An 11,067-nucleotide genomic window follows, 5' to 3' on the forward strand; every position below is an offset into this window, starting at 1 on the left:
CGCTAGACCGGGCCGTCGCCGCCGGGGTGCATCACCACGTCGACGTCCACCTCGCGCTCGGCCTGCCTGACCAGCCGGGCCGTGTACGTGCGCATGGGGTTGCGCTTGTCGTCGTCCAGCTCGCGCCACCGGGGGAACCAGTCGGAGCCGGTGGGCAGGTGGGCGAGGCCGTAGCCGGGGAGGGGGAGGATGAGCTTGATCCGCTGGTCGTAGCCGTTGTCGGCGAATATGCCCAGGTCCTCCCCTGTGAAGGTGACCCGGAGGAACGACGGGCTCAACCGTTCCAACCTGGCCACACGCACGTCGAACATGCGATAGGGCTCCACCAGCGCCAGCCTCCCGCCGCAACCATTAGGTGAGGCTAACCTAACCCATCACGATCACGAACGCCACGCTCGGCACGCACCGCGGTCAGCGGCGCAGGAACTCCCGCAGGTGAGCGAGCAGGGCCTCCGGGCGCTCCTCGGCGATGAAGTGCCCGCACTCGGGGATCTCGGCGGCGGTGACGTCGTCCGCGTAGTCCCGCCAGATCTCCTCCGACGGCAACCGCGCCGGCAGCCCCATCGACCCCCACAGGGCCAGCACCGGCATGGTCAGGCGGCGCCCCGCGGCGGCGTCCTCGTCGTCGAGCGCGAGGTCGCGCTCGTGCGCCCGGTAGTCGTCGAACCCGGCGCGCAGGGCCCCCGGACGGCCGAACGCCTGGACGTAGACGTCGACCGCCTCGGCGGGCAGGCCGTGCCGGTTGTACGTCCAGCGCTCGAAGAAGTACTCCAGATAGCCCCGGACGTCGTGCCCCACCAGGCGTTCGGGCAGGTCGGGCTGCAGATGGAAGAGCCAGTGCCAGTAGCCCGCGGCCACGGACGCGTCCAGCCGGCGGAACATCTCGCGTGTCGGGACGATGTCCAGCACCGCCACCTTGCTCACCTGCTCGGGACGGTCGAGCCCCCAGCGGTGGGCCACCCTGGCGCCGCGATCGTGCCCGACGACCGCGGCCCGCCCGAACCCGAGCGCGTCCACCAGCTCCGCCATGTCCGCGGCCATCCGCCGCTTGTCGTAGCCGCCGACCGGCTTGTCGCTCAGCCCGTATCCCCGCAGGTCGGGGGCCACCACCGTGAACTCGGCCGCCAGCGGCTCGATGACGTGCCGCCAGCAGTGGCCGGTCTGCGGCCAGCCGTGCAGCAGCACCACCAAGGGCCCCTCGCCGGCCCGCGTGTAGTGCAACCGGATTCCGTCCACCTGCGCCACGCCCGTCGTCATCATGCCCATCAGTAGATCATGGGATGACCCCATGGTCGGATAAAGGCCAAAAAATAGGGGCATTGACGAAAAATCCTTACATGGTACTCATAGATCGAGTCGGAAAGTTTCAGGATCCCCCACCGAGACCGTCCAGAGCTCACCCGAGGAGGTCGCGCATGGCGCGCACCCAGCCCCCCGAGACCCCCATCGACTTGAACGCCGCCGTCCAAGGAGAGGTGTCCTGGTTCTGCTGCGGCACAGCCTGGGGACCGTGCAGCACCACAGGCAAGGGCGCCTGCGGCACCTGCAACTCCGGCAGCCTGCAGCACGCCTGGCCCAACACCTCCGACGCCTGCTGGGCCATCACCCACCCCGACACCTGCGGCTTCAACCTCTCCCGGCGCACCTGCGGTTTCCAGCACCGCACCACCAACCTGTGCAGCGGCGTCAGCGTCGTCACCTCCATCGCCGACTGCGGCCCGCAGACCGACCTGTTCTGCGGCGAGCGCAGCTGCTGCGGCGCGACCTGCGCCACCGACCGGATCATCGACCTCACGCCCGCGGCGTACAGCAAGATCGCCAGTCTCTCCACCGGCCTGCGTCCCTGCTCGATCGACGCGGCGTGAGGGGGCGACGATGACCAGCAGAAGAGACATGCTCAAGTCCGCCCTGCTCGGCGGCGGCGCCACGGTCGTGGCCGCGACCGCGATGGGCTCGCTCGGACCCGAGGCGGCCTTTGCCAACTCGGCACCCGACGTCGAGCCGGGCGCCCCCGACCCCAACTTCGCCGAGGGCAGGATCCGTTCGATCAAGGACAACACCCTGCTCGTCCTCGGCTCGAACATGGTCATCCACAACATCAGGGTCGTGGACGGCACGAGCCTGTGGAAGCTCGGCCCCGTGGCGTTCGACGCGGCCAAGCCCGGCGACGGCCTCTACGCCCGCGGCGTGCGGATGCCGGACGGCACCCTCGCCGCCGAGTCGGTCTGGCTCAACATCGTCAACATCAAGGGCCACATCAAGAACATCACCGACCAGACCATCCACCTCGACCACAACGGCAAAGAGGTGCTGTGCCACGTCGTGGCCGGCAAGTCGGTCGCGATCCACTCCGAGGCGCCGGCCACCGCGGACCTGTCGATGCTGAAGGTCGCCCAGCACGTGCAGATCCTCGGCGCCTGGCGGCCTGACACGAACGAGGTCGACATCGCCACCGTCTTCTCCCCGCACTAGCAAGGAGCCTTGGCATGCACGGGATCGCCGCGACGCAGCCGTACGTGATCGCCCTGTTCCTCGCCTGGGCGGGCCTGATGAAGCTGTTCAGCCGGCGGATGCGGGTGCGGGCCGGGCAGACCGCCCTGGCCCGACTGGTCGGCGCGACGCGCGCGGTCCCGGCGCTCCGGGTCGTCGGAGTGGCCGAGCTCGCCGTCGCCGCCGTCCTGCTGCTGCCGCCCGTCTCGCCGTGGCAGGGCCCGGTCACTGCGCTGCTCGCCGCGCTGCTCTCCGCCGGGTTCCTGGCGTACCTCACCTATTCGTACGTGGCCGCACCCACCGCGTCGTGCGGCTGCCTCGGCGCCCACTCCAAGCCGGTGGACGTACGGGCCTTCGCCCGCGCCGGGCTCCTGCTGGCCGCGAGCCTGCTGGCCGTCCCGGCGGACCCGGGCCCGCCGCTGGTGGCGCTCGGCCTGGCGGAGGCCGTGGCCCTGATGGCCCTTTCTGCGGAGCTGGACCGCTACTGGCTGACCCCCTTGCGGCGCCTGCGCGTACGGCTGCGCGGCCCGCTCGCCGTGCCGCCGCCGGAGCACGTCCCGCTGGGCGCCTCGCTGCACCTGCTCTACCGCAGCCCCGCCTACTGCTCGGCGTCCGCGCAGATCAGCTCCGACGTCCAGGACACCTGGGACGAGGACGGCCTGCGGTTCGTCGTCTTCGGGGCCCGCGAGCGGACGGCGGTCTTCGCCGTCCCCCTCACCGGGAGCGACCCCTCGCGCGTCCTGGTCACCCTCGTCGGCTCCGAGGCCGTCAAGGCGCCCTGAGCCGTGGGACACCCGTGCCCGTCCGCGCGGGGACGGGCACGGGTGATCGTCAGATCAGGGTCACGGAGCCGCGGGGGGTGTCCAGCACCGCCCGCAACGCCGCTTCCGGCCCTTCCGAGATCTCCAGCTCCGCGTCGATCGCGGCCAGCTCGCGGCGCAGCGCGTCGGGGTCGGGGTGGGTGGCGGTGAAGGAGGTTAGGCCCAGTTGTGGCAGCCCGGAGGCGGCCGGGTGCGCGGTCCGGCCCCAGTCGATGAGGAACGGCACCGGGTTGACCGCCGCCGGGTCGGCCCATCTGGTCAGGCGCCACTCCAGCAGCGTCCCCGCGGGCGTGCGGCGCGAGAGGGGCTGGACCTCGCCGGGGTCGACGCCGAGCGCGCGGGCCCGCCGTACCGTCTCGTCGATGTCGTCGGGCCGCACCGCCCACCCGGCGAGCCGGGGCGCGGTGAGGTTCTCCAGGCCGAACGCGCGTGGCCGCGCGCCCGCCGCCGCCGGGTCCGGGCCGATGATCTCCAGGTAAGCGGCCGGGCCCAGGCCGATCAGGTAGTTGGCGGTGCCGCCCGGGTGGCTGCCGCCCGCCGCCGGGGTCACCCCGGTGGCCTCGGCGAACGCGATGACACCCGCGGCCAGGTCGGGCACCGCGTAGACGAGGTGGTCGAGCTCCGCCGTCATGACGCCGGCTCCTCGACGGGCTCGCCGAGCGAGAGCATGAGGCGGTTGGCCCAGTTGAAGAACGCGGCCGCGTGGACGACGTCGCTGATCGCCAGGTCGTCGAGCCCGGCCGCGCGCAGCGCCTCGATGTGGTTCGCGCCGAACTCGGCCGGGGTGGCGGCCAGGGCCACCGAGGCGTCGATGATCGCCTGCCACTCCCCGTCCTGGGGCGCGCCGACCCCCTCGTCGAGCAGCCGCTGCACGTCGTCGGCCCGCTTGGAGTAGTGGGCGGCGAAGCGGGCGTGCACCGAGGCGCAGAACACGCACCCGTTGCGGCGCGAGGTCGCCGTCGCGGCCAGCTCACGCCCGGCCCGCGGCAGCCCGCCGTCGGCGTTGTAGAAGATGTCGTTGTCGGTCTTCGTCCTGGCCTGCAGGATCGCCGGGTCCCTGGCCAGGAGCAGGAAGTACGGCGACTTCGCGCGGGCCTTGTCGACCAGCGCCTCGTAGTGCTCGTCGGTCAGCTCGTCCGTCTCCAGTGGCGCCAGCCAGGGCTGCCACCCGAGCTGCTCCCGCGTGAACGCCAGTCGGGTCATGAGGTCGCTCCGTTCTGCAGGTGACGCAGCCCGGCCACCACGCGGATCTGGAAGGTGAGGAAGGCGACGAGCTGCGACAGCGTCACGACGCCCGTGGCGCTCCAGCCCGCCCGGGCCAGCGCGTCCAGGGACTCCCGGCCGGCCTCCCTGGGGCGGAACACGAGCAGGTGGGCGTGCTCGAACGCGGCGGCGAGCCGGACGCCCAGGTCGCCCGGGCGGCGCGCCCGGTAGCGCAGCCCTTCGTCGCTCTCCACCGACAGCGGCCCCTCCCCCGGGTAGACCCCGTACGGCCCGGTCGTGGCCCCGGCCGAGACCTCCGACTCGACGGCCGCGAGCAGTCCGGGTGACAGCTCGGCCAGCCGGTCGGCGTAGAAGCGCGCGATGCCGGGATCGTCGTGCAGCCCGGCCACGAAGGCGGCGACCGCGTCCCGCTCGACGAGCGTGATCTCCTCCTCCGTCTCGGGGCTGAACAGCGCGTCGTAGCTGCGCTGGGCGTGCTCGCGGGCGGCGGGCCGGCGGCCGCGCAACCAGTCGAGCGGCGAGCCGGGCTGGATGCCCGCCAGGTGGTCGATGACGTCAGCGATCATGTGGAGCTCAATTCTGTGGAGGGAACCCAGCCGAGCGCGGGCGCGACCTCGGTCGCCAGCAGCTCGATCGAGCGGAGGATGAGCGGGTGCGGCGGGTCCACCGAGTGCACCTGGAGGACCAGGTCGGTGACCCGTTCGAGGGTTGGGTCGGCCTTGAGGCTCTCGATGACGTCCTGCGGCGTGCCCACGTGCACGTCGAACGCGGCGATGCGCCGGTCGAGGTCGCTGTCCGGCAGCTCGAACGGCAGCCGCCCCCGCCCGAGCCCGAGCTCGGCGTAGCGCAGCGCCTCGGTCCGGCTGTCGGCCACGAACGCGGTCCGGGAGGCCATGATCCGCGGCGCCGCGCCGGGCGGCAGGTGTTCGAGGTAGGCGTCCGCGATGGGCCGCTGGATCTGGGCCAGCGTGGCCTGCGGGTCGTCGGCCGGGCGGGGCTGCGTGCGCGACAGCATGAGCCCGTGGCCCGCCCGCCCGGCGCGTACGCCGCCGCCGACCGAGAACGTCGCCTGCCAGACCGCCTCCAGCAGCCTCGGCGCGGGCGGGTAGAGCCGGTTGCCGCCGCCGAGGTCGCCCCCGGACCAGGCGTTGAGCAGCACCGTCAGGTGCTCGGCGTAGACGGCCGAGCGCTCCCCGCTGTCGTGCCCGAACGGCGCGAACGACGCGGGCGTCCCGCCGCTGCCCACGCCGACCTCCAGCCGTCCGCCGGTGAGCAGGTCGAGCACGGCGGTGTCCTCGGCCACTCGCACCGGCTGCTCCAGCGGGAGCGTGATGATCCCGGTGCCGAGCCTGATACGGCTGGTCCGGGCGGCCACGTGGGCAAGGAACACCAGCGGCGCCGGCAGGCCGCCCTCCGCGCCGTCGAAGTGGTGCTGCGCGACCCAGGCCGTGTCGAACCCGTACGCCTCGGCGTGGGCGATCTGCTCGGTGGCCAGCCGGTAGCGCTCGCCCGCGGGCACGTCGTCCAGCAGCCGGGTGAAGAAGCCGAGCCTCATATCGCGGGCTCCGGGATGGCGGCCAGCAGCTCGCGGGTGTATTCGTGCCGGGGGTCGGTGAAGACCCGCCGGGTCGTTCCTGATTCCACGATTCTTCCCTTGTTCATGACGGAGACGGTGTGCGAGATCTGCCGCACCACCGCCAGGTCGTGCGAGATGAAGAGGTAGGTCAGCCCCAGGTCGCGCTGGAGCTGTTCGAGCAGGTCGAGGATCTGCGCCTGCACGGTGACGTCGAGGGCGGAGACGGCCTCGTCGAGCACGACGACCTCGGGCCCGGCCGCCAGCGCGCGGGCGATGGCCACCCGCTGCCGCTGGCCGCCGGACAGCTCGCGCGGCCTGCGGGTGAGCACGTCCCGCGGCAGCGCGACCCGGTCCAGCAGGTCGAGCACGCGGGCCCGCCGCTCGGCCCGGTCCCCCAGCCGGAAGTTGCGCAACGGCTCCTCCACGATGTCGCCGATCGACTGCCGGGGGTCCAGCGATCCGTACGGGTTCTGGTGGACGAGCTGCACGTGCCGGCGGAACCCGCGACCCTCCCCGGCCCCGGCGATGGTCACCGTTCCCGAGGTGGGCGCGGCGAACCGCACCACCATCCGGGCCGTGGTCGTCTTGCCGGAGCCGGACTCGCCCACGAGCGCGTGCGTGGTGCCGCGGGCCACCTCGAACGAGACCCCGTCCACCGCCCTGAACCCCTTGAACTTTTTGACCAGGTCGCGCACCACGATCGCGGGCTCGCTCCCGGGAGGGGGGTCGCGGAACGGGGACGCCGACAGCGACGGGGCGTCGTTCAGCAGGCGCTTGGTGTAGTCGGCGGCCGGGGCCGCCAGCACCTCCGCCGTCCTGCCCTGTTCCTCGATCCGGCCGCCCTTCATGACGACCAGCCGGTCGGAGCGGGCGGCGGCCACGCCCAGGTCGTGGGTCACCAGCAGCAGCGCGGTGCCGGACTCCGCGCGCAGGTCGTCGATGAGGTCCAGGATGCGCCGCTGCACGGTGACGTCCAGGGCGCTGGTGGGCTCGTCGGCGATGATCAGGCGGGGTTCGAGCGCGATCGCGATGGCGATGAGCACGCGCTGGCGCATGCCGCCGGACAGCTCGTGCGGGTACTGGCGGGCCCGCGCCTCGGGGTCCGGCAGGCCCACACGGGCCAGCAGGTCGACGACCCGGCTCCGGATGGCCCGGCGGTCGCCGCGCTTGTGGATGCGCAGCACCTCGGCGATCTGCGCTCCGACGGTCTTGACCGGGTCCAGCGAGCTGGACGGGTCCTGGGGGATCAGGCCGATCTGCGCGCCGCGCACCGACTCCATGCGCTTGGACGACCAGGACGCCAGGTCGGCGTCGCCGAGCAGGATCCGGCCCGCGTCCACGGCGCCGTTGGAGGGGAGCAGGCCGATGACGGCGTGCGCGGTGGTGGACTTGCCCGATCCGGACTCTCCGACGACGGCGACGACCTCGCCGGGCTCCACGGTGAAGGAGACCTCCTCGACCGCGCGCCTGCCGTCGTAGGAGACGGCCAGGTCGCGGACCTCCAGCAGGCTCACTCGTGCCTCCCGATCGAACGGCTGATGCGGCCGGCGGCGAGCACCACCGTGACCACGACGGCGCCGGGCAGGGTGGTCAGCCACCACGACGTGGCCAGGTAGTTGCGCCCCTCCGAGATGAGCAGGCCCCACTCGGGCGTGGGCGGCTCGGCGCCGTACCCGAGGAAGCCGAGCGTCGAGATCGCCAGGATGGCCATCCCGAACTGCAGCGCCGCGAGCGCGATGACCGGGCCGAGCGAGTTGGGCAGCACGTGCCGCCACAGCACGGCCAGGAACCGGCCGCCGCTGCCGAACGCGGCCTCGACGTAGTCGGTGCGCCGCACCCGGACCACCTCCGAGCGCGACAGCCTGGCGAAGGCCGCGACCGAGCCCACGCCCACCGCGATGGCCACGTTCACGGTGCCGGGGCCGAGCAGGATGATCACGGTCAGGGCCAGGAGCAGGCCGGGCACCGACAGCAGCACGTCCACGATCCGCATGACGGCCTCGTCCAGCACCCCGCCGACGGATCCGGCCAGCAGCCCGAGCAGCGTGCCCAGCACCAGGCCCACCGCCACGGCCACGAACGCGCCCGACAGCGAGTGCACGGACCCGTGCACCACCCGCGCGAACAGGTCGCGTCCCACCGCGTCGGTGCCGAACAGGTGGTACGCGCTCGGCGCCTGCAGCTTCTCGGCCGGGACACCCGCGATCGGGTCGTACCCGGTGAACAGACCCGGCAGGACCGCCCAGAGCACGGCCAGGCCGATCACCGCCCACGCGAGCGCCGGCCGTCCCCCGCGCTTCACGAGGCCGCCTCGAGCCGTGGGTCGAGCACCGGGAACAGCACGTCCACCACCAGGTTGACCAGCACGAACACGGCCGCCGCGAGCACCACGACCGCCAGCATCACCGGCGTGTCCTGCGCGTTGACCGCCTGCTCGGTCAGCCGCCCAATGCCGCCGCGCCCGAAGACCGTCTCGGTCACGACCGACCCGGCGATCAGCTCGCCCAGCGTCAGTCCCGCCACGGTCAGGGTCGGCAGCACGGCGTTGCGGGCCACGTGCCGCCACAGGATCCACCACCGCGAGGCCCCCTTGGCCGCCACCACGGGCACGAACGCCTGCGTGGAGACCTGGTCCATGCTGCGCGCCAGCACCTGGGCGATCGGCGCGGAGATGGGCACGGCCAGCGTGAGCACCGGCAGGACGAGCTGCTGAACCGGCCCGCCGCCGATGACGGGCACCAGCTTGAGCCGGAACGAGAACACCTGGATGAGCAGGATGCCCAGCCAGAACGCCGGGACCGACACGAACAACGACGGCACCGACAGCAGCGCGTTCCTGAGCCAGGAGGCCCTGCTGTAGCCGGCCGCGAACGCGATCAGCACGGCGATCAGCACCGCCAGCGCGAACGCGGCCGAGGCCAGCTTCGCCGTCTCCGGCAGCGCCTCGCCCAGCCGCTCGACGACCGGCGTGCCGGTGTCGATCGAGTAGCCGAACGAGCCGCGCAGGAAGCCGAGCAGGGTGTTCAGGTAGTCGAGGAGCGGCGGGTCGCCGGCGCCGTAATAGGCCCGGATCTCGGCGATCTGCTGCGGAGACAGGCCCAGCTCGGGGTTCTGGAACTTGATCAGGATCGAGTCGCCGGGCAGCAGCTGCAGCAGCACGTAGCTCGCCGTGAAGGCGATCCAGAGCACGAGCGCCGCCTGCCCGACCCGGCCGAGCAGGTACCTGGTCACTGCTGCGACTTCCACACCGAGTAGAACCACGGCCTGGCGACCGCCTCGAAGGCCACCCCCTGGACGTACGGCGCACCGCCGTAGACCTGCGGCTCCTCGAAGAGCGGGATCGCGTAGCCCTGGTCGAGCACGTACCGCTGGATCTCGGCGACCTTGGCGTTGCGCTTGGCGGCGTCGGGCTCGGCCGACTCCTCCTCCAGCAGCTTGTCCAGCTTGGTGTCGTCGGACAGGATGACGTCGCGGTTCTTGCTGTGGAAGTGGCTCTTGATCACGTCTTGGTCGGCGCGCCCGACCATGCCGTGCTGGATGGCGGTCTTGTCGGCGTTCTTGATGTCCACGGCCTGGGTGCCGGCGTCGGCGGGGCGGATCTCCAGCTTCACGCCGAGCTTGGCCCACTGCTGGCCGACGAGTTCGAGTGTCTGCTTCGACAGCGGCTGCGGGCCGGAGACGAACACGCCGAGCTGCAGCGGCACGCCGTCCTTGGCCCGGATGCCGTCGGCGCCCCTGGCCCAGCCCGCCTCGTCGAGGAGCCGGTTGGCCTTGCCGGGGTCGTAGGCGAGGTCCTTCGACAGGTCCACGTAGCCCTGCGCCAGGTGGCTGAGCACCGAGGTGGCCAGCGGGTAACTGCCCGTGAAGAGGGTGTCGACGACCTCCTTGGCGTTCGTGCCGGCCTGCAGCGCCTTGCGGACCTTGATGTCCTTCAGGATGCTGTTGCGCGGCCGCAGGTAGAGGCCGTTGTTGACGCCTCGCGTGGGCTCGGCGTAGATCTGGAAGCCCGCGTCCTTGACGGTCTTCTCATCGTAGGCCTGGACGTACCTGACGAAGTCGGCCTGGCCGGAGGTGAGGGCGCCGACGCGCACGTTGTCCTCGGGCGTCACGATGATCTTGATTTCGTCCAGGTACGCGCGGCCCTGGTGCTTCGACGACGGCGGCGCCCAGTTGTAGTCCTTGCGCGCGACCAGGTCCACCTCCTTGTCGACGATCTGGTTCTTCAGCGTGAAGGGGCCGGAGCCGACGATGTTCTTGAGCTGGCACTGCTGCTCGTACGGCAGCGAGATCGTCTTCTTGGACACCAGCCCGGCCCCGATCACCGAGGTGCCCTGGAGGAAGCCGGGCGACGGCTTGTCGAAGTGGAAGCGCACGGTCAACGGGTCGATGACCTCGCTGCGCTCGTAGTTGTTGACGAACTCGGCGACGGGCAGCTTGAGCTTCTCGTCGCCGAGGCCGTACACGTCGTAGTTGGCCGCCACGGCGGAGGCGTCCAGCGGGCTGCCGTCGCTGAACGTCACGCCGTCACGCAGGTGGAACGTGTACTCGGTGGCGTCCTTGTCGACCTCCCACTTGGTGGCGATCCACGGCTCGATCTCGAGCGTCTTCGGGTTCTGCCAGGTGAGCTTGTCGGTGATCTGGTTGAGGATGCCGCCGTTGGGATAGAACCCGGCCGCCGGCAGGTAGAGGCAGGTCGGGGGCTGGTGCTCGAGGTAGGTGAGCGTGCCGCCCTGGACCGGCTGCCCGCCGCTCCTGGCCGACTGGGCAGCTCCGCCACCGCCACAGGCGCCGAGAAGCCCCACGACGGCGAGCATCGCGGTGCTCGCCACGGCTGTGGTGCGCAGTCTGGAGGATGACATGGGAGATCTGCCCTTCGTTGTACGGGAGCCATCGGCGCAAACCAATATAACCTACCTATAAAGCATGAAATAGCCATGCGTCCGGGCATATCCGCCT

Annotated in this window: 13 protein-coding genes; 3 read left to right on the forward strand and 10 right to left on the reverse strand. The window is 71.7% G+C overall.

Annotation, left to right across the window (positions count from 1 at the left end):
• Positions 1–2: 2 nt before the first annotated feature.
• Both ACFKCF_RS57640 and ACFKCF_RS57645 read right to left on the reverse strand, forming a co-directional pair.
• Positions 3–311 carry a siderophore-interacting protein gene (locus tag ACFKCF_RS57640; RefSeq protein WP_394505507.1) on the reverse strand — a complete coding sequence of 103 codons (309 nt, stop codon included), beginning with the start codon at positions 309–311 and terminating at the stop codon, positions 3–5.
• A gap of 100 nt (positions 312–411) precedes the next feature.
• Positions 412–1,266 carry an alpha/beta fold hydrolase gene (locus ACFKCF_RS57645; RefSeq protein ID WP_394505509.1) on the reverse strand — a complete coding sequence of 285 codons (855 nt, stop codon included), beginning with the start codon at positions 1,264–1,266 and terminating at the stop codon, positions 412–414.
• Positions 1,267–1,415: 149 nt separating this feature from the next.
• On the opposite strand from ACFKCF_RS57645, the gene ACFKCF_RS57650 reads away from it, so the two are divergent.
• The 3 genes from ACFKCF_RS57650 to ACFKCF_RS57660 are packed head-to-tail and all read left to right on the forward strand — an operon-like array spanning position 1,416 to position 3,272.
• Positions 1,416–1,865 carry a hypothetical protein gene (locus ACFKCF_RS57650; RefSeq protein WP_394505510.1) on the forward strand — a complete coding sequence of 150 codons (450 nt, stop codon included), beginning with the start codon at positions 1,416–1,418 and terminating at the stop codon, positions 1,863–1,865.
• Between the two features lie 10 nt (positions 1,866–1,875).
• The gene (locus ACFKCF_RS57655) at positions 1,876–2,472 is read left to right on the forward strand and encodes a cell wall protein (RefSeq protein WP_394505512.1); all 597 of its coding nucleotides are present in this window, start codon (positions 1,876–1,878) and stop codon (positions 2,470–2,472) included.
• 14 nt (positions 2,473–2,486) lie between these two features.
• Positions 2,487–3,272, forward strand: a complete 786-nt coding sequence (locus ACFKCF_RS57660; protein ID WP_394505514.1) for a MauE/DoxX family redox-associated membrane protein — start codon at positions 2,487–2,489, stop codon at positions 3,270–3,272.
• 49 nt (positions 3,273–3,321) lie between these two features.
• On the opposite strand, the gene ACFKCF_RS57665 is transcribed toward ACFKCF_RS57660, so the two are convergent.
• Genes ACFKCF_RS57665 through ACFKCF_RS57700 form a run of 8 tightly spaced genes read right to left on the reverse strand, consistent with a single transcriptional unit; the run spans position 3,322 to position 10,970 of the window.
• Positions 3,322–3,942: a VOC family protein gene (locus ACFKCF_RS57665; protein ID WP_394505516.1), complete on the reverse strand. Its 621-nt coding sequence runs from the start codon at positions 3,940–3,942 to the stop codon at positions 3,322–3,324.
• A complete protein-coding gene (locus ACFKCF_RS57670) occupies positions 3,939–4,514 on the reverse strand; it encodes an alkylhydroperoxidase domain protein (RefSeq protein WP_394505518.1) in 576 nt (191 codons plus the stop codon). Before ACFKCF_RS57670 ends, ACFKCF_RS57665 begins: the two co-directional genes overlap by 4 nt.
• Complete coding sequence (locus ACFKCF_RS57675) at positions 4,511–5,101, reverse strand: CMD domain protein (protein ID WP_394505520.1); 591 nt, start codon at positions 5,099–5,101, stop codon at positions 4,511–4,513. The genes ACFKCF_RS57670 and ACFKCF_RS57675 overlap by 4 nt, the downstream gene beginning before the upstream one ends.
• Positions 5,098–6,090: a putative FMN-dependent luciferase-like monooxygenase gene (locus ACFKCF_RS57680; RefSeq protein WP_394505522.1), complete on the reverse strand. Its 993-nt coding sequence runs from the start codon at positions 6,088–6,090 to the stop codon at positions 5,098–5,100. The genes ACFKCF_RS57675 and ACFKCF_RS57680 overlap by 4 nt, the downstream gene beginning before the upstream one ends.
• Positions 6,087–7,625 carry a dipeptide ABC transporter ATP-binding protein gene (locus ACFKCF_RS57685; RefSeq protein WP_394505523.1) on the reverse strand — a complete coding sequence of 513 codons (1,539 nt, stop codon included), beginning with the start codon at positions 7,623–7,625 and terminating at the stop codon, positions 6,087–6,089. Before ACFKCF_RS57685 ends, ACFKCF_RS57680 begins: the two co-directional genes overlap by 4 nt.
• On the reverse strand, positions 7,622–8,413 hold the full coding sequence (locus ACFKCF_RS57690) for an ABC transporter permease (protein ID WP_394505525.1): 792 nt from the start codon (positions 8,411–8,413) through the stop codon (positions 7,622–7,624). The genes ACFKCF_RS57685 and ACFKCF_RS57690 overlap by 4 nt, the downstream gene beginning before the upstream one ends.
• Positions 8,410–9,357, reverse strand: a complete 948-nt coding sequence (locus ACFKCF_RS57695; RefSeq protein ID WP_394505526.1) for an ABC transporter permease — start codon at positions 9,355–9,357, stop codon at positions 8,410–8,412. The genes ACFKCF_RS57690 and ACFKCF_RS57695 overlap by 4 nt, the downstream gene beginning before the upstream one ends.
• Positions 9,339–10,970, reverse strand: a complete 1,632-nt coding sequence (locus tag ACFKCF_RS57700) for a TIGR04028 family ABC transporter substrate-binding protein (protein WP_394505528.1) — start codon at positions 10,968–10,970, stop codon at positions 9,339–9,341. The genes ACFKCF_RS57695 and ACFKCF_RS57700 overlap by 19 nt, the downstream gene beginning before the upstream one ends.
• Positions 10,971–11,067: the final 97 nt, after the last annotated feature.

The organism is Nonomuraea sp. JJY05, assembly GCF_043496855.1.
Taxonomy (GTDB): Bacteria; Actinomycetota; Actinomycetes; order Streptosporangiales; family Streptosporangiaceae; genus Nonomuraea.

What these genes read in the sequence shown, in the direction of transcription:
- ACFKCF_RS57640 (WP_394505507.1), bottom strand. Translation starts at nt 311, where the DNA reads ATGTTCGACGTGCGTGTGGCCAGGTTGGAACGGTTGAGCCCGTCGTTC.
- ACFKCF_RS57645 (WP_394505509.1), bottom strand. Translation starts at nt 1,266, where the DNA reads ATGGGCATGATGACGACGGGCGTGGCGCAGGTGGACGGAATCCGGTTG.
- ACFKCF_RS57650 (WP_394505510.1), top strand. Translation starts at nt 1,416, where the DNA reads ATGGCGCGCACCCAGCCCCCCGAGACCCCCATCGACTTGAACGCCGCC.
- ACFKCF_RS57655 (WP_394505512.1), top strand. Translation starts at nt 1,876, where the DNA reads ATGACCAGCAGAAGAGACATGCTCAAGTCCGCCCTGCTCGGCGGCGGC.
- ACFKCF_RS57660 (WP_394505514.1), top strand. Translation starts at nt 2,487, where the DNA reads ATGCACGGGATCGCCGCGACGCAGCCGTACGTGATCGCCCTGTTCCTC.
- ACFKCF_RS57665 (WP_394505516.1), bottom strand. Translation starts at nt 3,942, where the DNA reads ATGACGGCGGAGCTCGACCACCTCGTCTACGCGGTGCCCGACCTGGCC.
- ACFKCF_RS57670 (WP_394505518.1), bottom strand. Translation starts at nt 4,514, where the DNA reads ATGACCCGACTGGCGTTCACGCGGGAGCAGCTCGGGTGGCAGCCCTGG.
- ACFKCF_RS57675 (WP_394505520.1), bottom strand. Translation starts at nt 5,101, where the DNA reads ATGATCGCTGACGTCATCGACCACCTGGCGGGCATCCAGCCCGGCTCG.
- ACFKCF_RS57680 (WP_394505522.1), bottom strand. Translation starts at nt 6,090, where the DNA reads ATGAGGCTCGGCTTCTTCACCCGGCTGCTGGACGACGTGCCCGCGGGC.
- ACFKCF_RS57700 (WP_394505528.1), bottom strand. Translation starts at nt 10,970, where the DNA reads ATGTCATCCTCCAGACTGCGCACCACAGCCGTGGCGAGCACCGCGATG.